Origin of the sequence: Lentzea sp. NPDC092896 (genome assembly GCF_044754905.1) — a bacterium.
Taxonomy (GTDB): Bacteria; Actinomycetota; Actinomycetes; order Mycobacteriales; family Pseudonocardiaceae; genus Lentzea.
Genome location: NZ_JBIVPX010000010.1, coordinates 70,582 through 93,690, shown reverse-complemented (window position 1 = coordinate 93,690; position 23,109 = coordinate 70,582). Strand labels below are relative to the sequence as shown.

26 protein-coding genes and 1 pseudogene are annotated in these 23,109 nt (G+C 68.8%); 15 read left to right on the top strand and 12 right to left on the bottom strand.

Going from position 1 to position 23,109, the window contains the following annotated elements:
* Positions 1–65: 65 nt before the first annotated feature.
* Positions 66–605, bottom strand: coding sequence for an MEDS domain-containing protein (locus tag ACIQF0_RS37310; protein WP_401037783.1), 540 nt, complete (start codon positions 603–605; stop codon positions 66–68).
* Positions 602–2,302, bottom strand: a complete 1,701-nt coding sequence (locus ACIQF0_RS37305; RefSeq protein ID WP_401037781.1) for a PucR family transcriptional regulator — start codon at positions 2,300–2,302, stop codon at positions 602–604. The genes ACIQF0_RS37310 and ACIQF0_RS37305 overlap by 4 nt, the downstream gene beginning before the upstream one ends.
* A 178-nt stretch (positions 2,303–2,480) precedes the next feature.
* On the opposite strand from ACIQF0_RS37305, the gene ACIQF0_RS37300 reads away from it, so the two are divergent.
* Genes ACIQF0_RS37300 through ACIQF0_RS37245 form a run of 12 tightly spaced genes read left to right on the top strand, consistent with a single transcriptional unit; the run spans position 2,481 to position 13,389 of the window.
* Positions 2,481–2,888 (top strand): Hsp20/alpha crystallin family protein, encoded by a 408-nt coding sequence (locus ACIQF0_RS37300; RefSeq protein WP_401037778.1) that lies wholly within the window; start codon positions 2,481–2,483, stop codon positions 2,886–2,888.
* A 37-nt stretch (positions 2,889–2,925) separates the two neighbouring features.
* Positions 2,926–3,429, top strand: coding sequence for a general stress protein (locus ACIQF0_RS37295; RefSeq protein ID WP_401037775.1), 504 nt, complete (start codon positions 2,926–2,928; stop codon positions 3,427–3,429).
* Positions 3,429–5,306: a molecular chaperone DnaK gene (dnaK, locus tag ACIQF0_RS37290; RefSeq protein WP_401037773.1), complete on the top strand. Its 1,878-nt coding sequence runs from the start codon at positions 3,429–3,431 to the stop codon at positions 5,304–5,306. The genes ACIQF0_RS37295 and dnaK overlap by 1 nt, the downstream gene beginning before the upstream one ends.
* Before the next feature lie 5 nt (positions 5,307–5,311).
* Entirely contained in the window at positions 5,312–5,803 is a 492-nt protein-coding gene (locus ACIQF0_RS37285; protein WP_401037771.1) for a nucleotide exchange factor GrpE, read from the top strand.
* A gap of 6 nt (positions 5,804–5,809) precedes the next feature.
* Entirely contained in the window at positions 5,810–6,691 is an 882-nt protein-coding gene (locus tag ACIQF0_RS37280; RefSeq protein ID WP_401037769.1) for a DnaJ C-terminal domain-containing protein, read from the top strand.
* 41 nt (positions 6,692–6,732) lie between these two features.
* Positions 6,733–6,984: a chaperone modulator CbpM gene (locus ACIQF0_RS37275; protein ID WP_401037768.1), complete on the top strand. Its 252-nt coding sequence runs from the start codon at positions 6,733–6,735 to the stop codon at positions 6,982–6,984.
* A gap of 7 nt (positions 6,985–6,991) precedes the next feature.
* Positions 6,992–9,619: an ATP-dependent chaperone ClpB gene (gene clpB, locus ACIQF0_RS37270; RefSeq protein WP_401037766.1), complete on the top strand. Its 2,628-nt coding sequence runs from the start codon at positions 6,992–6,994 to the stop codon at positions 9,617–9,619.
* Positions 9,616–10,056: a thioredoxin gene (gene trxA, locus ACIQF0_RS37265; RefSeq protein ID WP_401037764.1), complete on the top strand. Its 441-nt coding sequence runs from the start codon at positions 9,616–9,618 to the stop codon at positions 10,054–10,056. Before clpB ends, trxA begins: the two co-directional genes overlap by 4 nt.
* Entirely contained in the window at positions 10,053–10,478 is a 426-nt protein-coding gene (locus ACIQF0_RS37260; protein WP_401037761.1) for a hypothetical protein, read from the top strand. Before trxA ends, ACIQF0_RS37260 begins: the two co-directional genes overlap by 4 nt.
* Positions 10,475–10,738, top strand: coding sequence for a UBP-type zinc finger domain-containing protein (locus ACIQF0_RS37255; protein ID WP_401037758.1), 264 nt, complete (start codon positions 10,475–10,477; stop codon positions 10,736–10,738). The genes ACIQF0_RS37260 and ACIQF0_RS37255 overlap by 4 nt, the downstream gene beginning before the upstream one ends.
* Positions 10,716–12,395, top strand: coding sequence for an FAD-dependent oxidoreductase (locus ACIQF0_RS37250; RefSeq protein ID WP_401037755.1), 1,680 nt, complete (start codon positions 10,716–10,718; stop codon positions 12,393–12,395). Before ACIQF0_RS37255 ends, ACIQF0_RS37250 begins: the two co-directional genes overlap by 23 nt.
* Before the next feature lie 40 nt (positions 12,396–12,435).
* Positions 12,436–13,389 carry an AraC family transcriptional regulator gene (locus ACIQF0_RS37245; RefSeq protein WP_401037752.1) on the top strand — a complete coding sequence of 318 codons (954 nt, stop codon included), beginning with the start codon at positions 12,436–12,438 and terminating at the stop codon, positions 13,387–13,389.
* Here ACIQF0_RS37245 and ACIQF0_RS37240 read toward each other — a convergent pair.
* The 6 genes from ACIQF0_RS37240 to ACIQF0_RS37215 form a co-directional block, all read right to left on the bottom strand.
* Positions 13,364–13,657: an STAS domain-containing protein gene (locus ACIQF0_RS37240; protein ID WP_401037749.1), complete on the bottom strand. Its 294-nt coding sequence runs from the start codon at positions 13,655–13,657 to the stop codon at positions 13,364–13,366. The two genes, ACIQF0_RS37245 and ACIQF0_RS37240, sit on opposite strands and share 26 nt — an antisense overlap.
* A gap of 4 nt (positions 13,658–13,661) precedes the next feature.
* The gene (locus ACIQF0_RS37235) at positions 13,662–14,858 is read right to left on the bottom strand and encodes a glycosyltransferase (RefSeq protein ID WP_401037747.1); all 1,197 of its coding nucleotides are present in this window, start codon (positions 14,856–14,858) and stop codon (positions 13,662–13,664) included.
* 97 nt (positions 14,859–14,955) lie between these two features.
* The gene (locus ACIQF0_RS37230) at positions 14,956–16,092 is read right to left on the bottom strand and encodes a glutathione-independent formaldehyde dehydrogenase (RefSeq protein ID WP_401037744.1); all 1,137 of its coding nucleotides are present in this window, start codon (positions 16,090–16,092) and stop codon (positions 14,956–14,958) included.
* 22 nt (positions 16,093–16,114) lie between these two features.
* Positions 16,115–16,384, bottom strand: coding sequence for an iron-sulfur cluster biosynthesis protein (locus tag ACIQF0_RS37225; RefSeq protein ID WP_401037741.1), 270 nt, complete (start codon positions 16,382–16,384; stop codon positions 16,115–16,117).
* 16 nt (positions 16,385–16,400) lie between these two features.
* On the bottom strand, positions 16,401–17,252 hold the full coding sequence (locus ACIQF0_RS37220) for a S1C family serine protease (protein WP_401037739.1): 852 nt from the start codon (positions 17,250–17,252) through the stop codon (positions 16,401–16,403).
* Between the two features lie 135 nt (positions 17,253–17,387).
* Positions 17,388–17,624: a hypothetical protein gene (locus ACIQF0_RS37215; RefSeq protein ID WP_401037737.1), complete on the bottom strand. Its 237-nt coding sequence runs from the start codon at positions 17,622–17,624 to the stop codon at positions 17,388–17,390.
* 10 nt (positions 17,625–17,634) lie between these two features.
* Here ACIQF0_RS37215 and ACIQF0_RS37210 point away from each other — a divergent pair.
* Both ACIQF0_RS37210 and ACIQF0_RS37205 read left to right on the top strand, forming a co-directional pair.
* A pseudogene (locus ACIQF0_RS37210) lies at positions 17,635–17,745 on the top strand (glycogen debranching N-terminal domain-containing protein); the annotation flags it as partial.
* A gap of 216 nt (positions 17,746–17,961) precedes the next feature.
* Positions 17,962–18,393 carry a DUF1931 family protein gene (locus tag ACIQF0_RS37205; protein ID WP_401038553.1) on the top strand — a complete coding sequence of 144 codons (432 nt, stop codon included), beginning with the start codon at positions 17,962–17,964 and terminating at the stop codon, positions 18,391–18,393.
* A 27-nt stretch (positions 18,394–18,420) separates the two neighbouring features.
* On the opposite strand, the gene ACIQF0_RS37200 is transcribed toward ACIQF0_RS37205, so the two are convergent.
* Positions 18,421–18,816 carry a pyridoxamine 5'-phosphate oxidase family protein gene (locus ACIQF0_RS37200; protein ID WP_401037736.1) on the bottom strand — a complete coding sequence of 132 codons (396 nt, stop codon included), beginning with the start codon at positions 18,814–18,816 and terminating at the stop codon, positions 18,421–18,423.
* 946 nt (positions 18,817–19,762) lie between these two features.
* A complete protein-coding gene (locus ACIQF0_RS37195; RefSeq protein ID WP_401037734.1) occupies positions 19,763–20,290 on the bottom strand; it encodes an integrase core domain-containing protein in 528 nt (175 codons plus the stop codon).
* Between the two features lie 9 nt (positions 20,291–20,299).
* On the opposite strand from ACIQF0_RS37195, the gene ACIQF0_RS37190 reads away from it, so the two are divergent.
* Complete coding sequence (locus tag ACIQF0_RS37190) at positions 20,300–20,521, top strand: hypothetical protein (RefSeq protein WP_401037732.1); 222 nt, start codon at positions 20,300–20,302, stop codon at positions 20,519–20,521.
* Between the two features lie 307 nt (positions 20,522–20,828).
* Here the strand turns inward: ACIQF0_RS37190 and ACIQF0_RS37185 are convergent, their stop codons facing one another.
* Both ACIQF0_RS37185 and ACIQF0_RS37180 read right to left on the bottom strand, forming a co-directional pair.
* Entirely contained in the window at positions 20,829–22,043 is a 1,215-nt protein-coding gene (locus ACIQF0_RS37185) for a saccharopine dehydrogenase family protein (RefSeq protein ID WP_401037730.1), read from the bottom strand.
* A gap of 187 nt (positions 22,044–22,230) precedes the next feature.
* Positions 22,231–23,070 (bottom strand): patatin-like phospholipase family protein, encoded by an 840-nt coding sequence (locus ACIQF0_RS37180; RefSeq protein ID WP_401037728.1) that lies wholly within the window; start codon positions 23,068–23,070, stop codon positions 22,231–22,233.
* Positions 23,071–23,109 lie beyond the last annotated feature (39 nt).

Sequence of the window (23,109 nt, the reverse complement as noted above, 5' to 3'; positions counted from 1 at the left end):
TGCCACCGAGTACCCCGCGAGAACTCGGATAGTCATCCGGAATCCACCGATGACCGGACCGCAGGCTACTGGTGGTACGGGTTGTCGAGGAGCACGCCCGTCATCCAGATCTGCGGATGGGCCTTCACCATCGGGACGATCACGTCACCATCGAACACTTCGAGGTCGTAGAAGCACAACGCGTACACCGGGCGCCTGTTCACCCACAGGCTCGCGTTCATCTCGTGCTGGACGAGCGCGTCGAGCTTTTCCCGGCTGTGCGACCTTCCCACCCAGCCCATGTCGCCCGCGACCCGGCACGGTGTCCCCTCCCTCTGCGTCCACTCGTCCAGCTCGGCCAGGATCGCGTCGCTGTCCAGCACGTCGTCGCACTGGTACCGGTCTTCCGGCTCCTGCACCCGAAGTCGCGGGTGCGGACCTCCGAGTCTCTGTTCGGCGTCGCCCTTCTCCCCCGCGACGGCGAAGTACTGGCACGCCTCGCCGCGGCGAAGTCCGTCGGACAGGAACGGGATCAACAGGTCGTCCCGTTCGGCGGGACCGTGGTGGAACACGCACAGGTGGGAGTGCATCTCGAGCGTCGCGCCGTCGAACACCGCGTTCGTCACCGGCCCTCCAGCGGTTGCCCCTGCAGGACCTGCCACGCACGAGTCGCGACGTGGACGTTCAGCCGGGTCTCGACGTCGCCGAGGTCGAACCCGGTGATCTCCTTCATCCTGCCCAGCCGGTACCGCAACGTGCTGCGGTGGATCATCAGCGCGGTCGCGGTCCGGTCGTAGTTGCCCCCGCACTCCAGGAACTGGGAGAGCGTGCGGACCATGTCCGCGCCCCGCGCGTTGTCGTAGTCGATCAGGCCGCCCAGCCACTCCCACACGAACGACGTGACTTCAGCGCGACTCTCACCCGTGTCGAGGATCCGGTAGAGGCCGAGCTGTTCGAACGACGCCACACCGCGGGGATTGCGCGACGTCTGCCGGATGCGCAACGTGCGCACCGCCTCCTTGAACGATCGCGGCAGCCGGTCCGGTGTGTCGCAGGTGCCACCGATGGCGACCAGGCCTGCGTCGGTGCCCAGTTCCTGCGCCATTGACCGGTACAGCGCCTCACCGTCCGGTTGTCCGCGCACGATCACAACGCCGACGCCGGAGCGCCGCGAGCACAACGCCTTCCACTCGAGCGTGGTGAGCGCATGGGACAACGCGTGCGACAGAGCGCTGTCGGTCTGGGCACTGCCCCACTGCACCACCACCACGCGGTGCGCACCGCGCAGGTCGTGATCCAGTGCGCCGGCGCGTGCGTAGGCGCTGTCGTTGTCCGTGCCGGTCACCAGGTCGTCCACGAGTTCGCGGTGCAGCCGCAGTTCCACCTCGGCGAGGCCGCGCTGGTGGGCGAGCTCCGACGCGAGCACGACCGTGCCGTACTCCAACGTGAAGATCTCGTACTCCCGCGAGGTTCTCGCCGGATCGATCAAGGCGATCACGCCGAGCACCTCGTGGTGCGGCTTGACGAGCGAGATCAGCCGGTCCCGCTCTCGCAGCGGGGACGTCCGGCGGGCGGCACGGCGCATCAGGTCCTCCCTGCGCCGCGCAGGCAGTTTCGGATAGGGGTCAGGACGGCCCGGCCCTGCCCACGCGCGCAGGTTGCCGAACTGGTCCTCGATCGCCACGGGCAGCGCGGTGAGTTCACTGAGCGCGTGCGCGATTCCCTGTTCACCGGCACCGCTGGCGCTCACACCGGTCAGCACCTCGTGCACTCGTTGTTGTTGCCGCAGCTTGTTCACCGTCGTGGTCAGCTGCGCGTTCACCTCGGACCGTTCGTCGTTGGACCGGCGCAGTCCGTCGGCGTATGCATCCTCCTTGCGGTGCAGGGTCGCGTTCGCCAGCGCGGCGCTGGTCTGCTGGCCGAGCACCTTGAGCAGAAACATCTCGTCGGCCGTCGGTTCCGACTGCGCCACCACGACCAGGCAGCCGGCCAGACCGTTCGCTCCTCTCAACGGGAACGCCCAGCGCCACGTGCCGTCGGGAGCCATCACGCCGGAACCACGATCGTCGAGTTCGGACACGGCCAGATCGAGTTCTGGATCAGTGGGACGTCCCGCGGATTGTCGCTCCAGGCTGCCGTTGGTCATGAGGTAGGTCGCCGCGACCGTGCACGGACCCAGTGACGGCACCGAAGTCGCCGCGAGGGCAAGGATCTTCGCCGGATCCCTGCCGCTGAACATCTTCATCGACAGCACGAAGAGGCCGTAGAGAGTGGACAGTTGGGCGCGAGCCCCACTGTCCATGCCTTCGGTGCTGTCAGTCATTCCCCCTCCGCACGGTTGCTGCCCGTCAATCAGCCTAGTGCCGCCATCGTTGTTCTGCCGTGTCTAGCGCGGAGGGTGGGTTTCGCCCTCACAGGACGACGCGCCACACGCATGTCTTCGCCAGGGTGAATGTGATGCACGGCCCCGGAAAACAAGATCCAGAAGGGGAAGAGCCCAGATGACACTGATGCGATTCGACCCGTTCCGCGAACTCGACCGGCTGTCCGAGCACACCGCCCGCACCCCGCGTGCGCTGCCGATGGAGGCGTTCCGCCGCGGTGACCGGTGCATCGTCGCACTCGACCTGCCGGGCGTGGACAGCAAGGACGTCGACGTGACCGTGGAACGCAACGTGGTCATGGTCAAGGCCGTGCGAAGCCCGCTGCGGCACGAGAACGACGAGGTGCTGATCGACGAACGGCCGCACGGGGAGTTCAGCCGCCAGTTCTTCCTCGGCGACATGCTCGCCGCCGGTGACCTGACCGCCGAGTTCGAACGCGGCGTGCTCGTGCTGACGATTCCGATCGCCGAGTCGAGCAAGCCTCGCAAGATCGAGGTTTCCGAGCAGACGACCGTCGACGCCTGAGGGGGTAGCCATGACAACTCATCACACCGGTGCGCATATGCGCGTTGACACCAGCGGTGGCATCGCGCAGAGCGCGTCGCAGCGGCGCACGATCGCGTCGTTCACCAGCTACCGCGACGCCGAACACGCCGTCGATTACTTGTCGGACAACAAGTTCCCGGTCGAGCGCACCGCGATCATCGGCGTCGACGTCCGCATGGTCGAGCAGGTCGTCGGCCGGATGAACTGGGGCCGCGCGCTGCTGAACGGTGCCATGTCCGGTGCCATTCCGGGCCTGCTGTTCGGCTGGATCTTCGGACTGTTCGACCTCATCAACCCGCTCGTGGCCGCGTTCACGCTCGCCCTGTACGGCCTGGTGTTCGGCGCGCTCATCGGCGCCGTCATCGGCGCGATCTTCTACGCGCTGCAGCGCGGCAGGCGCGACTTCAGCTCCGTGACCATGATGGTGCCGAGCCGGTACGACCTCGTCGTGGACAACGAGATCGCGGACGAGGCACAGCGGCTGCTCTCCGGCATGACCCCCGCCGGGGGTGCGGCGTAATGGCCACGGCAGTGGGAATCGACCTGGGCACGACGAACTCCGCGATCGCGGTCGTGGAGGGCGGTCAACCCGTGGTGATCGCGAACGCCGAGGGTTCCAGGACCACGCCGTCCGTCGTGGCGTTCACCGAGAGCGGCGAACGGCTGGTGGGGCAGCTGGCGAAGCGCCAGTCCGTGCTGAACCCCAAGGGCACGATCTACTCGGCCAAGCGCTTCATCGGCCGCCGCTTCGACGAGGTCGACGAGGAGGCGAAGACGGTCACGTTCGACGTCGTCGGCGGACCGAACGACTCGGTGCGCTTCAAGGTGCGCGACAAGCTCTACGCGCCCGAGGAGATCAGCGCACAGGTGCTGCGCAAACTGGTCGACGACGCGAGCAGCTACCTCGGCGAGAAGGTGCGCGAGGCGGTGATCACCGTGCCCGCGTACTTCAACGACTCGCAGCGCCAGGCGACCAAGGACGCCGGCCGGATCGCGGGTCTCGAGGTCCTGCGGATCGTGAACGAGCCGACGGCGGCCGCATTGGCGTACGGCTTGGACAGGAAGGGACACGAGACGGTACTCGTGTTCGACCTGGGCGGCGGCACGTTCGACGTGTCCTTGCTGGACGTCGGCGACGGCGTGGTCGAGGTGCGCTCCACCTCCGGTGACACCCACCTCGGCGGCGACGACTTCGACCGCAGGCTCGTCGACCACCTGGCGGACAAGTTCAAGAACGACACCGGAATCGACCTGCGCAACGACGCCCAAGCGCTGCAACGGCTCTACGAGGCGGCGGAGAAGGCCAAGGTCGAGCTCAGCTCGGTCGCCCAGACCCAGGTGAGCCTGCCGTTCGTCACCGCCGACTCCGGCGGTCCGAAGCACCTGACCGAGACCGTGACGCGGTCGACGTTCGAGCAGATCACCGCCGATCTGGTGGAGCGCTGCCTCGGCCCGGTCGAGCAGGCCATGGCCGACGGCAAGGTGTCCGCGAACGACATCGACGAGGTCGTCCTCGTCGGCGGTTCGACCAGGATCCCCGCCGTGCAGAAGCTCGTCCGCCGGCTGACCGGCGGCAAGGACCCGAACATGAGCGTCAACCCGGACGAGGTCGTGGCACTCGGTGCCGCGGTCCAGGCCGGTGTGCTCAAGGGCGAGGTCAAGGACGTGCTGCTGCTCGACGTGACTCCCCTGTCGCTGGGCGTGGAGACCCGCGGCGGCGTGATGACCAGGATCATCGAGCGGAACACGACGATCCCGGCCCGCCGCTCCGAGGTGTTCTCCACCGCCGAGGACAACCAGCCCGCCGTGGACGTCGTGGTGCTGCAGGGCGAACGCGAACGCGCGGCCGACAACCGCGTGCTGGGCCGGTTCCAGCTCACCGGGATCAGGCCCGCGCCGCGGGGTGAACCGCAGGTCGAGGTCATCTTCGACATCGACGCCAACGGCATCCTCAACGTGACCGCCCGCGACAAGGACACGGGCGCGGAGCAGGGCATCACCATCAGCGAGAGCTCGAACCTGGACACGTCCGACATCGACCGGATGGTGACCGACGCCGAGGCGAACCAGGCGGAGGACCGGCGGCTGCGCGAGGCCGTGGACGCCCGCAACACGCTCGACTCGATCGCCTACCAGGTCGAGAAGACCCTGTCCGACCTCGGCGACAACGCGCCCGCGCACGAGAAGGCCCGCGCCGAGATGCTGGTCTCCGAGACGCGCGAGGCGTTGCAGAACGAGGCGCCTGTCGAGCGCGTGCGGGAGCTGACCGACGAGCTCACCCAGGTGCTGAACGGCCTGATGGCGGCACGGTCGTCCGCGCCACCGCCGTCTTCCGGCGGGAACTCGGCCACAGCCTCGGACGACGACGTCATCGACGCCGACTTCGACCGGGTCTGACCACGATGACCACCCAGGGGAACGCCGCGAACTCCGCGGCTGGTTCCGGGGCCGACGCCGCCCCTCCTCAGGTGCCGGCCCCGGAACGGGACATCGCCGAACTGGAAGACCGCTGGCTGCGTGCCATGGCGGAGCTGGAGAACGTGCGCAAGCGCCACGACCGGGATCTCGACCGCGAACGCACCGCCGAACGCGGGCGGGTGGCGGCGGCCTGGCTACCGGTGCTCGACAACCTGGAACTCGCGCTCGGGCACGCCTCCGACGACGCGTTCGCCGAAGGCGTGCGGGCGACCCTGGACCAGGCCGTCGAGGCGCTTGCCCGGCTCGGCTACCCGCGTCACGACGCCACCGGCGTGCCGTTCGACCCGGCCGTGCACGAGGTCGTGATGGTGCAGGACGACCAGGAGGCGCCGGCGAACACGGTCGTGCGCGTGCTGCGGCCGGGCTACGGCGATCTGCGTCCCGCCGCGGTCGCGGTGTCGCGCCGGAGGGAGTGAGCCAGCGTGGCCACGGACTTCTACGACGTGCTCGGCGTGCCACGTGGCGCGGGCGACGACGAGATCGGGCGGGCGTACCGCAAGCTCGCGCGGCAGTACCACCCGGACGTCAACCGCGACCCCGGTGCCGAGGACCGGTTCAAGGAGGTCAGCGAGGCCTACGAGGTCCTCTCGGACCCGGCGCAACGCAAGCGGTACGACCGGTTCGGGGAGGACTTCCGCCGCGTCCCGGAGGACTACGGCGAACGCGCTCCTCGGGGACGCACGGTGTACACGAGCGGACCGGGCCACGGCGGGTTCGAGGACTTCGACTTCGAGGACCTGTTCGGCGGGGTCTTCCGCCGTAGCGGCCGCGGCGGTCCGGTTCCGGGCGCCGACCAGGAGGCCGAACTGACGCTCTCGGTCGAGGACGCCTACCGGGGCGTCCAGCGCAGGCTCACGATCGGCGACCGCGACCTGGACGTCACGATCCCAGCCGGTGTGGTGGACGGCCAACGCATCCGGCTGTCCGGCCAGGGCGGGCAAGGCTCCGGCGGCGGCACGTCCGGGGACCTGTTCCTGGTGGTCCGGATCGCGCCGCACCCCCGGTACCGGCTGGAAGGCCGCGACGTCGTCGTGGACCTGCCGGTCGCGCCGTGGGAGGCGGCCCTCGGCGCCACCGTGCCGATCACGACGCCGGGCGGCGAGGCGAAGGTCCGCGTCGTGGCCGGTTCGTCGAGCGGACGACGGCTGCGGCTGCGCGGTGAGGGCATGCCGAACCCGCGCGGTAAAGCCGGTGACCTCTACGCGGTCGTGAAGGTCATGGTCCCGAAAAAGCTCGGCAGGCGGGAACGGGAGCTCTTCGAGGAACTCGCCGCGGTCTCCGACTTCGACCCGAGAGGCTCGTGATGTACGTCCTGACGAAACCAGCCAGGCTGAGCGTCGACCGCGTGTCCGTCCACACAGGACTCCATCCGGAACTGGTGCGCCGGTTCGCCGCGCTCGGGTTGATCGAGTGCGCGGTGGACGACGGCGGACGGCTGTGGTTCCCACCGGACACCGCGGCCCGCATCGCGCGGATCCAGCGGCTGCGAGCCGGGCTCTCGCTCAACTACAACGCGGTCGGGCTCGTCCTGGACCTGCTCGACCGGATCCGAGTCCTCGAAGCACAAGTGCGCGGGAGTGAAACATCATGGAGGTGAACCGGCTGTGGATCTGAACCGGCTGACGCAGAAGTCGCAGGAGGCGCTGCAATCCGCCCAGGAGGTCGCCCAGCGGCTCGGGCACACCGAGACCGACGGCGAACACCTCCTGATGGCTCTGGTCGAGCAGCCCGACGGCCTGGTGCCGCGTCTGCTCACCCAGGCGGACGTGAACGTGCAGGCGCTGACGGAGGACGTGCGGACCGCGCTCTCCCGCCGCCCCAAAGTGACCGGACCGGGTGTCCAACCCGGACAGGTCAGCGTCACCCGCCGGCTGATGGGCGTTCTCGACGCCGCGGAACGAGAAGCCAAGCGACTCAAGGACGAGTACGTCAGCGTCGAGCACCTGCTGCTCGCGCTGGCGGAAGAGGGCAACGGCACCAAGGCCGGTCAGGTCCTGGCGAAGCACGGCGTCACGCGGGACCGGTTCCTGGAGGGCCTGACCAGGATCCGCGGCAACCAGCGCGTGCGCAGTGCCACGCCGGAAGGAACGTACGAGGCCTTGGAGAAGTACGGCCGCGACCTCGTGAACGACGCGCGGACCGGCGACTTCGACCCGGTGATCGGCCGGGACGCGGAGATCCGCCGGGTGATCCAGATCCTGTCCCGCAAGACCAAGAACAACCCGGTGCTGATCGGCGAGCCAGGTGTGGGCAAGACCGCGATCGTCGAGGGCCTCGCGCAGCGGATCGTGCGCGGCGACGTGCCGGAAGGCCTCAAGGACAAGACGGTCTTCTCCCTCGACATGGGCTCCCTGGTGGCCGGCGCCAAGTACCGCGGCGAGTTCGAGGAGCGGCTCAAGGCCGTGCTCGCCGAGGTGAAGGCCGCCGAGGGCCGGATCCTGCTGTTCGTCGACGAGCTGCACACCGTCGTGGGCGCGGGTGCCGCCGAGGGATCGATGGACGCGGGCAACATGCTCAAACCCATGCTCGCGCGCGGTGAGCTGCACATGATCGGCGCCACCACGCTCGACGAGTACCGCAAGCACATCGAGTCCGACGCCGCGCTGGAACGACGGTTTCAGACCGTGGTCGTGGCCGAGCCGTCGCCGGAGGACGCGATCTCGATCCTGCGCGGGCTGCGGGAACGTCTCGAGGTCTACCACGGTGTCAAGATCCAGGACGCCGCGCTCGTGTCCGCCGTGGTGCTGTCCCGGCGCTACATCACCGACAGGTTCCTGCCGGACAAGGCGATCGACCTGGTGGACGAGGCGTGCGCACGGCTGCGCACCGAGATCGACTCGATGCCGGCCGAACTGGACGAGACGTCGCGGCGCGTGACCCGGCTGGAGATCGAGGAAGCCGCACTGGCCAAGGAGACCGACCAGGCCAGCGGGCAACGACTGGCCGCGCTGCGCAAGGAGCTCGCCGACCTGCGCGCCGAGCTCGACGCCATGACCGCGCAGTGGGAGGCGGAGAGGCAGGCCATCCGGCGCGTGCAGGACCTGCGCGGCGAGCTGGAACGCGTGCGCCGCGAAGCCGAGGAGGCCGAACGCGCCTACGACCTCAACCGGGCCGCGGAACTGCGCTACGGCACGCTCACCGAGCTGGCGGGCCAGCTCGCGACCGAGGAGGAACGGCTCGCCGGCAAACAGGGCGGGCACCGGCTGCTCAAGGAAGTGGTGACCGAGGACGAGATCGCCGAGATCGTCGCGGCGTGGACCGGCATCCCGGTGTCGAGGCTCCAGGAGGGCGAGCGGGAGAAGCTGCTGAAGCTGGACCAGATCCTGCACGAACGGGTGATCGGCCAGGAGGACGCTGTGCGGCTGGTCGCCGACGCGATCATCCGTGCGCGGGCGGGTGTGAAGGACCCGCGCAAGCCGATCGGGTCGTTCATCTTCCTGGGCCCCACCGGGGTCGGCAAGACCGAGCTGGCGAAGACGCTGGCGGCGGCGCTGTTCGACAGCGAGGACAACATGGTGCGCCTCGACATGAGCGAGTACCAGGAGAAGCACACGGTCTCGCGGCTCGTCGGCGCGCCTCCCGGGTACGTCGGCTACGACGAGGGCGGACAGCTCACGGAAGCGGTGCGGCGCAAGCCCTACTCCGTCGTGCTGCTCGACGAGATGGAGAAGGCGCACCCGGACGTGTTCAACACGTTCCTGCAGGTGCTCGACGACGGCCGGATCACCGACGCGCAGGGCCGCACTGTCGACTTCCGCAACACCGTCATCATCATGACGTCCAACATCGGCTCGGAGCACCTGCTGGACGGCGTCACCCCCGACGGGGAGATCAAACCGGACGCGCGCGGGGCCGTGCTGGCGTCACTGCGCGACCACTTCCGGCCCGAGTTCCTCAACCGCGTCGACGACATCGTCCTGTTCACGCCACTGCGGCTGGGACAGATCGAACGCATCGTGGACCTGCAGTTCGCCGAACTGCGCGCCCGCCTCGCCGAACGCCGGATCGACGTCGAGCTCACCGAACCGGCCCGCGAGTTCATCGCCCTGCGCGGCTTCGACCCCGTCTACGGAGCACGGCCCCTGCGCCGCTACATCGCGCACGAGGTCGAGACGCGCGTCGCCCGCGCACTGATCGCGGGTGACCTGGCGGAGAACACGACGATCCGGGTGGACGTGGTGGACGACGAGCTGTCCGTCGTCACGTCCGGTGAGAGCAGGGCGGCCGCATGAGGACGACGGACATCGCCTGCCAGAACTGCGGCAAGACCAACCGCATACCCGTTGTCGCACAGGGCAAGCCGAAGTGCGGCAACTGCGGCCAGCCGCTGCCGTGGATCGTCGACGCGCTCGACGACGACTTCGCCGAGGTGGCCGAGCAGGCGGAGGTTCCCGTCCTGGTCGACATGTGGGCGACGTGGTGCGGGCCGTGCAGGATGGTCAGCCCCGTGCTCGACCAGCTCGCACACGAACGGGCCGGCGACATCAAGCTCGTGCGGGTCGACGTCGACCGCGCACCCCGTCTGTCAGAACGGTTCGACGTGCGTTCGATACCCACGCTGATGATCCTGCGCGCCGGTGAGGTGATCGCCCGGCAACCCGGCGCGGTGCCCGCGCCCCAGCTGCGCGCCTGGCTCGACAAGGCTCTCGTCCAGGAGGTGAAGACATGATCAGCAGATACCTGCTGCGCCAACTTCCCGTGCGCGTCACCACCGGTGCGTACGTGCTCAACTCGGGACTCGGCAAGTTGCACGCCGACCAGGAGACCGCAGAGTCCCTGCAGGGCTTCGCGGCGACCACGTACCCGGTGCTGGGCAAGCTCGACGCCCAGCGGTTCACGACGCTGCTCGCGGCCGGGGAGATCATGACCGGCGTGGCGTTGCTGGTGCCGCTGGTGCCCGCGGTCGTCGCCGGTGCCGCGCTCACCGGGTTCGCCGGCGGGTTGCTCGGGCTCTACCTGAAGACACCCGGGATGCGACAGAAAGGCAGCCTGCGACCGACCGAACAGGGCATCTCGCTGGCGAAGGACGTGTGGTTGCTGGGGGTCGGCCTGTCGCTGGTGCTCGACGACGTGACACGGGAGGACCGATGACCACGATCGTGGACGAACACCTCGCGCTCGTGCGCGAGGTCGTGCCGCAGACCCCGGAAGGCTGCCGTGAGTGCCTCCTCTCGGGCACGCCGTGGGTTCACCTGCGACTGTGCCTCACCTGCGGACACGTCGGCTGCTGCGACTCCTCGCCGATGAAACACGCGCGCAGGCACGCTTTCGGCATCGGCCATCCGATCGTGCGTTCTTTCGAACCCGGCGAGAACTGGCGGTGGTGTTATGTCCACCAGGCTTTCGTCTGAGCAGCGTTCGTCCGGGCCGCAGGAGACACCGGACGAGCACGGCGCCTTCCCCCGCCTCGACGGCGACCAGATCGACCAGATCGCGCTGCACGGCACCAGGCGCCCGACACGAGAAGGGGAGGTGCTGTACGCCGAGGGCGACCGCGACCACGACTTCTTCGTGATCGTCAGCGGTGTCGTGCAGGTGCTGGAGCACGGCGAGGTCGTGCGGGTGCACGGACCGGGCCGGTTCCTCGGCGAACTCGGTTTGCTGGAAGGGCAACCGTCGTTCGTGACGGCCGTCGTCGCACGGCCCGGCGAGGTCGTCCAGCTGACCGCGGCCGAACTGAACGAGCTGGTGCGCAACGACCCGGTGCTGGGAGGCCTGGTCCTGCGCGCGTACCTGATGCGCCGAGCGGTGCTGATCGGCAGGGGTAGCGGCCTGCAGATCATCGGCTCGTGCTTCTCGCCGGACACCAAGCGGCTGCTGGAGTTCGCCGCGCGCAACCGGATCCCCCACCGGCTGGTCGACACCGACAACGACAGCGACGCCGAGGAACTGCTGCGCCGGTTCGGCGTGACCGTCGACGAGATCCCCGTGGTCGTGGTGCCCGGCGGCGGGACGCTGCGCAACCCGGGCAACCGGGAGCTGGCCCAGGCACTCGGTCTGCACGCGTCGTCCCCGCCGGGCGACCTCACCGACCTGCTCGTGGTCGGAGCAGGCCCCGGTGGCCTCGCGGCCGTCGTGTACGGCGCCGCGGACGGGCTCGGCGTGGTGGCCGTCGACTCGGTCGCCGCCGGCGGCCAGGCCGGGACGACGTCGCGGATCGAGAACTACCTGGGTTTCCCGGCCGGCATCTCCGGCCCGGAGCTGGCCGAACGCGCGGTCCTGCAGGCCGGGAAGTTCGGCGTGCCCGTGAACGTGTCCGCGGAGGCGGTCTCGTTCTCCGCGCACGACGGCCACTACGTGGTGGGCTTCGACGACTCGTCGGAGGTCAGGACGCGATCGCTGGTGATCGCGACCGGCGCGCGCTACCGCAGGCTCGACCTGCCCCGGCTCGCCGACTTCGAGTCGACCGACGTGTACTACGCCGCCACGATCCACGAAGCACGCGAGTGCCGGGCGAACCCTGTCGCGATCGTGGGCGGGGGCAACTCGGCAGGCCAGGCCGCCGTGTTCCTCGCGGACCGGGTCCCCCAGGTCCACCTGGTGGTGCGCGGCGGCGATCTGAACAAGGACATGTCCCGTTACCTGGTCGACCGCGTGACGAGCCATCCCCGGATCGAGGTGCTGATGCACCACGAGGTCGTGGAGCTGCTGGGCGGCGACAAGCTCGACGGCGTCGTCGTGGAGGACAACCGCAACCACGACCGGCGCGCCCTGCCGGTGCGGGCGCTGTTCGTGTTCATCGGCGCGAGGCCGTGCACGACCTGGCTCTCATCGTTGATCGCGCTGGACGACGACGGTTTCGTCCTGACCGGTGAACACGTCGCCACCGACGACTCCTGGTGGCAGAAGGGCAGAAGGCCGTTCCCGCTGGAGACGAACCGGCCGGGCGTGTTCGCGATCGGCGACGTGCGCAGCGGGTCGATCAAACGGGTCGGCTCCGCGGTCGGCGAGGGCGCGATGGTGGTCCGGCTCGTCCACGACCACCTCTCGTTCGGAGCAAGCAGATGAGGCAGACGGGCGCAATCACCCGTTTGGCATGCTGTGAAGCGTGGAGAGACTACTCAACCATCCGGTGAGCCGCGCGACCCGGATCGATGAGGCGGAGGACTCGGTCACCCGTGTGTTCCTGCCGCACCAGATCGCTCCCGCGGGCAGGGACACGCCGCTCGACATGCGGTTGAACGCGGTCCGGCTCGGTTCCCTCACGGCCGGCTACCTCTCGTACGGCCAAGAGGTCGACATGCGCACGACGAACGCGTTCGCGTACCACTTCAACATGCCGGTGCAGGGCCGTGCGCGGTCGTCGTTCGGCCGCGTGTCGGTGGACGCCGGTCCCACCGAGACGGTCGCCTATCTGCCGGACGAACCGGCGTCGATCAAGTGGAGCGCCGACTGCGCGCAGCTGTGCCTCATGGTGGAACGGGTGACGCTGGAACAACGGCTCGCGGCCATGCTCGGGCGTCCGGTGAGCCGGATCGCGTTCGCGACCGCACCGCAACCGGGCGTGCTGGACGTGCTCGCCCCGTTCCTGCGGGAGTTCGAGGGGCCGGCACTGCTGCGCCGCCACCCCCTCGCGGCCGCCACGCTGGAACAACTCGTGCTGGACGGCCTGCTGCTCACCCTGCGGCACGATCACCGCGCGGAGCTGGAGAGAGCACACCGCATCCCGCGGGGGCCGGTGCGCGAGGCCTTGGAACTGCTGGAGGAACGGCCGCACGAGGCGTGGACCACCACCACTCTGGCCGCGGCGGTCGCGATCTCGGCGCGGGCGCTGCAGTCCGGGTTCAGACTGCACACCGGGGTGTCGCCGACGACGTACCTGCGCGACGTGCGACTGGGGCGTGTGCACCGCGACCTCACAGCGGCGGCGCCGGGCCTGACCGTCACCGACGCCGCCGCTTCCTGGGGGTTCGTCCATCTGGGACGGTTCGCGGGAACGTATCGCCGCCGGTTCGGGGAGTCGCCGTCCGAGACGCTCAGAAGAAGCCGCAGACACCGCTGAACCCCAACAGGGCGCTGCCGCCGCTGACGAACACCTCAACGTCGCGAGACCCCGCCAGCCGGGTGACCCGCACGAGGGCAGCGACCCCGCACGCGTCGATCTCGGACACTGCGCGCAGATCCACCACCATCAGCACCAGGGGCCAGTCCAGTCCGATGAGGCCGGTCGGCACGGTCTCCTCGAACTGCCTGGCCGAGCGCTCGTCGAGGACGCCGCGAACCTCGGCGATCACCACGCCAGGCCCGCCCCCGCAGAACTCAAGATCCACATGCTCAGTCAACTGTCGTGGCGCGCCCGGCACCATCCGCCTGGCGACTCGTCTTCGTCCGTTTTCGGAGCCCGGCTCCCCGCACGCCCGCCCGTTCGTAAGCCCGCAGCGTGTCGGCCGCGATCCGGTCCCACGAATACCGCGCGCACGCCCGATCACGAGCCGCGGCACCGAGTTCCTGGCGGCGCACGCCATCAGCGAGCAGCCCGCACAACGCCTTCGCCAGAAGACGCGGTCTCCCAGGCGGGACGTGCAGACCCGTGACCCCGTCGACCACCGCGTCCGCCAACGCGCCCACCGCGGTCGCCACGACGGGCACGCCACACGCCATCGCCTCGAGCGAGACGTGACCGACCGGTTCACACCGAGGCGTGCACACCACGACGTCCGCGGAACGCAGCAATGCGACCGTCCGCTCCCGTGACACGCCTCCGGTGAACACGATGCGGTCCGCCACACCGGCGTTCACGGCGAGCGCGCGCAACCGCCGCATTCCGGGGTCCTGACCGATCCGCCGTTTCCCCGGTCCACCGATGATCAGCAACTCGGCGTCCTCCACGTGGGACAGCACCTTCACCAGGTCCGCCAGACCTCTCTGCGGCGCGGCGGTCACGATGCGACTCCGCGTGCCGCGTTGTGCCGTTCGTCCCCACGGTGTGAACATCTGCACGTCCACACCGGTAGGAACGACCGAGATCCGGCTCCGGCCGACACCGGTGCGGGCAAGCGCGAGCATCTCGTTGGACGACATCGCGGCGACCCGCGTGACCTCGCGGCCGACGATTCGTTCCGCCAGCGACCTCCTGACCGAACCGCCGAGTCCGTAGTACGTCTGCACCACGGGAATCCCCTGGTGCTCGGCCAGCACGCTGGCCAGTCCCGATGTCCATCCGTGCGCGTGCACGACGTCCGGCGGGGCGTCGCGCCACTCGCGTCCGAGAAGGTCGGCGAGCCGGCCGAGCTGGGAGATCATCTCGTTCTCGTCGATCGGCACCACAGGCCCGGCTGACAGGCGCACGACGTCGTACCCGAGCTCCGTGCGCTCGCGATCCGGCGAAAGTGCGCTCTCCAGGCGGGTGTAGGCCGTGACAGCGTGGCCGCGGCGCGCGAGCGCCGCCGACAGTCCCGCCACGTGCACACGCTGTCCTGTACTGGGTTCCTCCGCCGACACCATCGCGATCCGCAACCGGTCGTGCTCCACGTGCGCCTCCTCGCGTCGAATCCGGGAGGCAAATCTTCGACGGACCGGTCGCGGCAGCGCTTGGGCAGACGAGGACGAACTCAGCGACCGTTTCCGGTCATGGGTGCAGCACGACCTTGGTGAAACCGTCCACCCGCTTGTCGAACTTCTCGTACGCCATCGGGGCCTCGTCGAGTGAGAGTTCGTGCGACACCACGAAGCTCGGCTCCGCACGGCCCGCGATGATCAGGTCACGCAACCGCGCGTTGTAGCGCTTCACATCGCACTGGCCCGTGCCCATGCGCAGGCCCTTCTCGAACATGCGCCCGATCGACACGAGCAGCATGCCCTGCTTCGACTGCTCGTCCGGCCCGCCGGGGTCAGCAGGCACGTAGAGACCAGGAACACCGAGCATGCCGGTCGCACGAACCGTCTCGATCAACGAGTTCAGCACGACGGCCGGTTCTTCGTGGGTACCGCTGTCCGAGTGCGCCTGGTACCCGACGGCGTCGACGCCTTTGTCCACACCGCCGAGGTCGCCGCACTGCTCGACGATCTGCTGCGCGGCGTTGCCCTGGGTGAAGTCGATCGGCACGGCGCCGATCTCCTCGGCCTTGCGCAGCCGTTCCGGGACGCGGTCGACGACGAACACCTTCGCCGCACCCCGCAACAGCGCGGAGTACGCGGCCATCAGGCCGACCGGCCCGGCGCCGAACACCGCGACCGACTCGCCGAGAGTGACCTCGGCGAGCTCGCAGCCGTGGTAGCCGGTCGGGAAGATGTCGGCCAGCAACACGAAGTCGAGCTCGTGGTCGGTTCCCGGCGGCAGTTTCAGGCAGTTGAAGTCCGCGTACGGCACGCGGAGCTTCTCGGCCTGCCCGCCGGAGTACGGGCCCATGGACACGTATCCGTAGGCGCCGCCGGCGAACCCGGGGTTCACCGTGAGGCAGAACCCCGTGTAGCCGCGCACGCAGTTCACGCAGAACCCGCACGCGACGTTGAACGGCATCACCACCCGATCGCCCTGCTTGATCCCCGTGACACCATCACCGACCTGCTCGACCACACCCATGTTCTCGTGCCCGAACACGATTCCCGGTTCCGCGGCGGTCCGCCCCTCGTACATGTGCAGGTCCGATCCGCAGATCGCGGTCGAGGTGATGCGGACGATCACGTCGTTGGGATGCTCGAGCTTCGGCTCCGGCACCTCCTCGACGGCTACCTCGTACGGCTTCTTGTACACGACAGCTTTCATGATCCCTGCCTTCTTGGGGTGCTCATCGGCGTGACACCCCGAAGACCGGGGTGCCGTCGGTGTCCGTGCGGGCGTCAAAAACCTTGTCGTCCAGGTAGTCCGCGGATTCCGGCGTGACGAAGACACGTTCGCCCGAACGAGCGGTGACCACCTCGTCGCCCTCCTCAGGTGCGGCGGCGCGCGTGACGTGCAGGTCGCCGTCGGCGAAGTCGAGCCGCAGTCCCGCGGATGGCCCCTCCCCCGCCATCAGGTCCCTGATCACCGCAGCGGCAACGGACGTCATCTCCAGCACAGCAATCTCCGATCGCTCATCGGCTGCCCAGGGCAACCGTCAACTGGGTCAGCTGGTCCCCGCGTCGCACCGAGACGGGGATCCGTTCCCCGACGCGGGAGGACCGCAGCACGGCCTGGACGTCCTGGACGCCGGCGACCTGCTGGTCCTTCATCTCCACGACCACGTCGCCGGCGCGCAGCCCACCGGCCTCAGCCGGCCCTGCGGGCTCGACCTCCAGCACCAGAGCCCCGCGCTCGGTGGTGATCCCGAACCGCGATCGGATCTCCGGCGTCAGGTCTCCCAGAGACGCACCGAGGTACGGGTGTTCGACGTTCCCCGCGGACAGCAACTTCTCCGCCACGTCCAGGGTCACGCCGGACGGAATCGCGAACCCCAGGGACACCGCACCCTGCGCGGGCGGGATGTACGACTCGTTGATGCCGATGACGCGTCCGGACGAGTCGAGCAGCGCACCACCGGAGTTGCCGGGCGAGATCGGCGCGTCGGTCTGGATGAGCTCGACCTGCGGACCGCCGGACAGCGTGCGGTGCAGACCGGACACGATTCCCGCCGTCACCGTGAACTCCAGCCCGAGTGGACTCCCGATGGCGAGCACGGTGTCGCCCGGTCTGGGCAACTCGGCGTGGAACTCGGCGACAGGCAGGTTCTTCCGCTCGGTGCGGACCACCGCGAGATCCGACAACGGATCCGTGGCGATCACCTCACCACCGGACTCCTGCCCGTCGGCGTACCGAATGCGCACCTGCCGGTTGGTCTTCACCACGTGCTCGTTGGTCACGATGACGTCGGAACGCAGTACGACGCCGCTGCCCACACCGTCCTCGACCCGGACGGTCACCGCGGACGGCGCGGTGCGCGTGACCACGTCGGCGTAGGAACCGGCACCGGTACTTGCAGGTGGCGGGGACCGGCTGTCCGTGCACGCGACCAAACCCAGTAACAACAACAAAAACGCCAGAACTCTTGGGAACATGCGCCCGGCTACCCGTCAAAACCCGGCTCACACGGTCACCGCCGAGACCTGACTCCGCAGGCCCAACGCGAGCGGCAAAGTTCGTCCTCGCAGGAGAAAGCGCGCCGCGCCGAACCCTTGCCAGCCTCTGGTGGTGCCCATCACGAGAGACGGCAGGACGATGACGCTCGATCTCCACGCCCGGACGACATGACCCGGGGGCTGGGCGTTCGACGGCCACCCCACCGCGCTCTCCGCCGGCACGGTCACCCTGGTCAACGGCACGTCGTTCTGCGTGTGCGGGCACGACGGTGACATCCACGCCGAAGGGGCCCAGGGCACGTTCTTCATGGACACCCGGATCGTGTCGGGCTGGCGGCTGAGGATCCACGGCGCACCGGCCGAGCCGATCACCACGGCGTTGGCGGAACCGTTCCGCACGACGTTTCTCGGCGCGCTGCCGGAAGCGAGAAACGCGGTCGCCACTTGGTCAGGGCACCGAGACGTCCTGTCCCCGCAGGGTGAAACCGACGACCGGATCTCGTCCCGCGAGCACGTCGAGAGGGCAGCGCGCGGCCGCGATGATCGTAGGACCCCAGATGAGGAGCCAACCGTGCCGGTCATGAACGTAGCCAGGTTCGAGCACTTCTTCCGCGCCGCGGCAGGCCTCGACGTCGACAAGGACGACCTCAAGCGCTACAACGACTTCATCGACCAGCAGCTGCGGGACATGTACCTGATGGCCGGGATCACGGCGAAGACGAACGCGCGCGACGTGGTGCAGGCCTACGACTTCCCGATCACCAAGGGCCTGCAGGAACGCATGCGCGAGTTCGACAAGCTCTTCGCCGAGCTCGAGAACGCCCTGGACACGATGGTGCCGAGGCCACCGGACATCACCCTCTCGGACGAGGCCGAGGCCCAAGTGCCGCACATCGCCGGCGGGATCAGCATCGGCCTGGCCCGTACCTTCAAGATCATCGAACCCGCCCTGGTCAACCCGCAGACCAAGCACTGGGAGTCGGCGTTCCGCCTGTTCGACCTACTTCTGTGACCAGCTTCGACGCCGCAGAACGACGGGTCAGGTGCGAAGATCCAGCCGGCTGCCACGCAGATGCGTAGGTGCGACACAGGCGTAAACAGCATTCCCCTCATGGCTGGGCAACCCGGCTGCCTCGGCTCCGCCGCGACGTTGCTGGGAGACCACCTGCGCCCTGCCGTACACGGTGATCGAGCGTCCCGTCTGCGCACCCTCGACGAAGTCATCGGCCTGCAACGCGACGAACTCGACCCCAGCCGGCAACAACCTGGCCGCGGTGACCTGGTCGAGACTGACCATGACCACCTTGTTGCGCACGACGAACCGCACGAGCTGAGCCACCGGCAAACCAGCCGAGCTGTACAACAACCGCCCCAGGCTGACACGCTCCAGCAGGTCCCAGCACTCGCCGTTGGTGAGTTCGCATGCAACCGTCACCACACATCACGCTTTCACTCGTCCGAATCGCCGGGATGTTCTGCTCTGCAAAGCCTTCTCGGCGTCCTTGAACCGACCGCAGCGCCAAGCCCAGCCGCGACCGGCACGGCTGCCTCCGCGAATCTCCACTGTGGACGATCCCCAGGTTCGACGCGCGCAGTTCGAGAGTCGCCGTCCAAGCCGCTCGAACGGAACCCAGTGGTGCACGCGAACTCCAGCAGGACAACGCGACCATCGACGTCAAACACATCGGTCGACCAGGCGACCTGACTGACGAACCGCTCGCCAAGCGCGCCTTGGACACCGGCGAACACGGCGATCCCCTCCAGCAACGCCCAAGATCCACAAGCTCAGTGAACCGTGACCGTCCAACTGACGCTATCCGCCTGGCGACCCGTGCTTGTCCGTTCCAGGTCGGCTGCGGTCAGGTGCGAACGAGGTTTCGAGCATCATGAGCTGACGGTCTGCACCTCTGGTTCGCATGCGGCCGCGGATGACGTAGGACACCTCAGAGTTGCTCGCCCTCATCGCCAACGCCGGCCGACACTGGAATTTCGGCGCGCCGCCACTCATCCGAACGAAATACCTGCCACAATTTCGCTCTCGCGATTCATGCTCCACAATCAGATACCAAAAACACCTGATCAAACAACCTGAATTGGCCCTCTAATGTGACGGCGAGCTATCCATGACCACATGAACACACGAACCACGCAAGCTTGCTACATACGAGTGTCCAAGTCCCCCCTCGGACACCAAAATGTCGCAAATTTGCGACGTCTACGTGGCAGGTGCTCAAGTCCACTTGAGCACCTGTTTTGCGTTTCGGCGCCACTTGCAGGTGGCGTTCGATGACGATTTCCTACATCCGTCCGATCGTCCCTGACACCGCGCCAGGAAAAGCGGCGGGTGGACCCTGTGACGCCCGGAAAGTCATCGCTGCAGCTCAAGCTGCATATCGGTACTCGTTGATCACCCCACCGAGGATCCGCGTGCGGACGGGTCGACGGCCAGAGACGTCAAGATCATGCGCCGCTCGGAGGTGCTCGTGAGCGTCTGGTGGTAGCTGGTCGCGGGCCTGGTGAGGCCGGTGTTCGTTGTAGTGCGTCTGGTAGGCCGCGAGTACTTGACGCGCATGGCCTTCTCCCATGATGAGGACGTGGTCGAGAACCTCGCGGCGGATGCTGCCGATGATCCGTTCGCAATGCGCGTTCATCCGCGGAGCTCGCGGCGCGGTCGCAATCACTCGTAGTTCCTCTGCCTCAAATACGGCGTCGAACGCGTCGCCATACTTACCGTCGCGGTCACGCAGCAGGAAGCGAAGGGACTCCATCCTCGCTCCGAGCTCGTTGGCCAGGTTCCTTGCCTGCTGCACTGTCCACTCTCGCGTCGGGTGCGCTGTGACGCCGGTGATGTACAGGCGTCTGGTGCCGTGTTCGAGAAACGCCAGTGCATACAGGCGTGCTCCGAGCACGGTGTCGATGTGGAAGAAGTCCGCCGCGATGATCCCCTCGGCCTGCGCGGTCAGAAACTCCCGCCACGTCAGGCCGCATCGACGCGGCGCCGGATCGATGCCCGCGCGGTTCAGGATCTCCCAGACCGTCGAGGCGCCCAGGCGATGACCAAGCCGAACCAGCTCGCCATGGATCCTGTGCCGCTCGAAAAGTCATCGCTGCTGGTCAGGCAGCTTGTCTGTACTCGTTGATGAGTCCGCCGAGGATGCGCGTGCGGAGCACTCTGTGGGTGTCGAGATCGAGTACTGCCGCAGGGTGTCGCTGGTCCGCGGGCGGCAGCTGGTCGCGGGCTTGGTAGGGTCTGTGTCGGTTGTAGTGCCCGGAGTTCTCCCACACGGGCCACTCAAACCAGGCTCGACGTGCTCGCCTGGATCAACTTGCCTCAAGGCCCGCGTGACGCATCGACACCGAGAGCCATCCGTCCGAGGCTTCAGTGCCACGACTAGGACACGCTTCCCGAGGCCGCAAGAAGCATCCAACCCCGCAAGGCAGCGTGGGTCAGGCGGTCGTGACGTCGTAGGTGTGGCCGGCGAGCCGCAGGCGATCGATCAGAGGCCGGCCCATGGCCGTCGCGGGCGTGAGCGAGCCGGACCGCTGCGGGAGGTCGTCGAGGGCCAGGCAGAGGGCGCTCTGCCCGAGCATGACGGACGTGGCGGCGTAGCCGGGATCGCCCGGTCCGGCGACCGTGGCCCGGTAGCGGCGCCCCGAGCTGGTGGTGGCGTGCAGCACCGAACGGAACCAGCCCTTCGCACGAGCCTGTTCGCTGGGCCCGGTACCGGGCGCGGGCAGCACCCGGTCGAGCAGGCCGCGGACCGGCTTGACCGACATCGTGCCGACCAGCCCGGCCAGCCCACCGGTGATACCGGCCGCCATGAGCACTCCGGTCACGCCCCGCCCAGCGCCCATGACCTCGCCGTAGCGCAGCTGCGGCCCGTAGGCCCAATCGAGCAGGGCGTTGCTGCGCCGCACGATGCGGGTGTTGAACGGGGCCATCACGAACGGCGCCTGCCACGTTCCGTCGGCGGCGCGGGAGGGCATCCCCGCGTCACGGGGCTGGGCGGGCGCCGGCTCTGCTGCCCGGTCGGGACTGAGCGCATGCGGATCGGCGGCGACGCGGCGCAGGCCGGGATTGCTCTCGTAGGCCTCGATCTGCGCCCGCAGCGAGTCGATCGTGCCGCCGCTGAAACCGCCGCGGACCGTGGCCACCAACCGCACGTCGGTGAGCGGACCCGCGCCGTCGGCCACGGCCCGCTCGTGCAGCAACAACATGCCCAGGTCCGACGGGATCGAGTCGTAGCCGCAGGCATGCACGATCCGGGCTCCGGACTCCACGGCCAGCTCGTGCACGGCGTCGATCGCGGCGCGGACGAACAACACCTCGCCGGTCAGATCCGCGTAGTGCGTGCCGGCCCGTGCGCACGCCTCGACGACTGGGAGCCCGTAACGCGCGTACGGGCCGACGGTGGTGGCGAGCACTCGCGTCGACGCGGCCAGCGCCGCCAGCGCGACCGGGTCCCCCGAGTCGGCGACGACCAGCGGCCACTCCCGCGCCGCCGCAGGCAGCCCGGCCCTGGTGGCGGCGAGCTTGTCCGCGGACCGCCCGGCCAGCGCGATCCGTACGCCCTCGGGGGCGTGCCGGGCCAGGTATGCGGCGGTCAGCGCCCCGACGAACCCGGTGGCGCCGTAGACGACGACGTCGTGCTCACGATTCATGACCGTCAGCATGCCTCCAAGACTCCGGCCACCGCACCGGTCAGGTGGCCTGGGCACGGTGTGGGAGAAACACCGGCCCGATCAGGCTGACCGCATGACCGACGCACCACCGAAACGCCGGGAGGGCCGAGGTGGCCGACGCCGAAGCCCGCCGCCGATCAGCCTGCCCCAACCGCTCGCAGGCTCCTTACGCCCACATGTCCCGGATGGTCGCGGCGAGCTCGTGGCCCTGCTGACGACCGGCCTTGGCGGCGAGTTCGGCGCGGGTCGGGTCGTAAGGGTTCGCGCCGATGGCAGCCCGGCTGGAGTCGTCGGGCACCGCGAGCACCACCTCGGCGGCGTCCCGCAGGCGGGCAGCGTCCTCGGGGGCGCCGGGGATGCCGGCGTGCCCGTCGGGCATGGGAGCCAGCACGACGATCCGGTCGTGGCCGGCGGCGAGGGTGGCGTTCGCACTGGAGACCATGCCGCCGTCGATCCACTCACGCCCCTCGAACCGCACGCTCGGCCAGATGCCGGGCACCGCGCCGCTGGCGGCGGTGGCGGTCTCGATGGTGACGCCCGAGTCCGGTCCGAGCAGCTCGATCCGGCCGGCGTCGGCGTCCTGCACGGTGACACGCAGAGTGGTGGGCCATTGCGTGGTGCGCAACCGGGCGCGCACCACCGCGAGGCGGGTGTCGCGGTCGACACCGCTGCCGAACTGCCGCGCGACCCGGCCGAACCCCGCGCCGACCGCCTCGGGGTCGCCCGAGCCCGCGCGGAACGCATCGGCCCACCCGCCGTACACCGCCGGGTCGGTGTGCATGGTCGGTTCGTGCTCGGCGGCCCGGGCCTGGTCGGCGAACAGCGCTTCCCAATCCGCGCCCGAGGTGAAGTTCGCGCCCACGAAGGAACCCGCGGACGTACCGATCACGGTGTCGGCGTCGCGGAGGTCGACCCCCTCGTCGAGCAGACCGGCGAGCACGCCGATCTCCCAGCCGATACCGGTGATACCGCCACCACCGAGGACCAGTGCGCGAGTCGTGCTCATGAACAGGGCCTTTCCTGGTGCTTGTTCTTGGGGCGAGGA

Excerpts from the sequence above, each read along its gene's own strand:
- ACIQF0_RS37305 (WP_401037781.1), bottom strand. The coding sequence starts at position 2,302 with ATGACTGACAGCACCGAAGGCATGGACAGTGGGGCTCGCGCCCAACTG.
- ACIQF0_RS37300 (WP_401037778.1), top strand. The coding sequence starts at position 2,481 with ATGACACTGATGCGATTCGACCCGTTCCGCGAACTCGACCGGCTGTCC.
- ACIQF0_RS37295 (WP_401037775.1), top strand. The coding sequence starts at position 2,926 with ATGCGCGTTGACACCAGCGGTGGCATCGCGCAGAGCGCGTCGCAGCGG.
- dnaK (WP_401037773.1), top strand. The coding sequence starts at position 3,429 with ATGGCCACGGCAGTGGGAATCGACCTGGGCACGACGAACTCCGCGATC.
- ACIQF0_RS37285 (WP_401037771.1), top strand. The coding sequence starts at position 5,312 with ATGACCACCCAGGGGAACGCCGCGAACTCCGCGGCTGGTTCCGGGGCC.
- trxA (WP_401037764.1), top strand. The coding sequence starts at position 9,616 with ATGAGGACGACGGACATCGCCTGCCAGAACTGCGGCAAGACCAACCGC.
- ACIQF0_RS37260 (WP_401037761.1), top strand. The coding sequence starts at position 10,053 with ATGATCAGCAGATACCTGCTGCGCCAACTTCCCGTGCGCGTCACCACC.
- ACIQF0_RS37255 (WP_401037758.1), top strand. The coding sequence starts at position 10,475 with ATGACCACGATCGTGGACGAACACCTCGCGCTCGTGCGCGAGGTCGTG.
- ACIQF0_RS37250 (WP_401037755.1), top strand. The coding sequence starts at position 10,716 with ATGTCCACCAGGCTTTCGTCTGAGCAGCGTTCGTCCGGGCCGCAGGAG.
- ACIQF0_RS37230 (WP_401037744.1), bottom strand. The coding sequence starts at position 16,092 with ATGAAAGCTGTCGTGTACAAGAAGCCGTACGAGGTAGCCGTCGAGGAG.
- ACIQF0_RS37205 (WP_401038553.1), top strand. The coding sequence starts at position 17,962 with ATGAACGTAGCCAGGTTCGAGCACTTCTTCCGCGCCGCGGCAGGCCTC.
- ACIQF0_RS37185 (WP_401037730.1), bottom strand. The coding sequence starts at position 22,043 with ATGAATCGTGAGCACGACGTCGTCGTCTACGGCGCCACCGGGTTCGTC.
- ACIQF0_RS37180 (WP_401037728.1), bottom strand. The coding sequence starts at position 23,070 with ATGAGCACGACTCGCGCACTGGTCCTCGGTGGTGGCGGTATCACCGGT.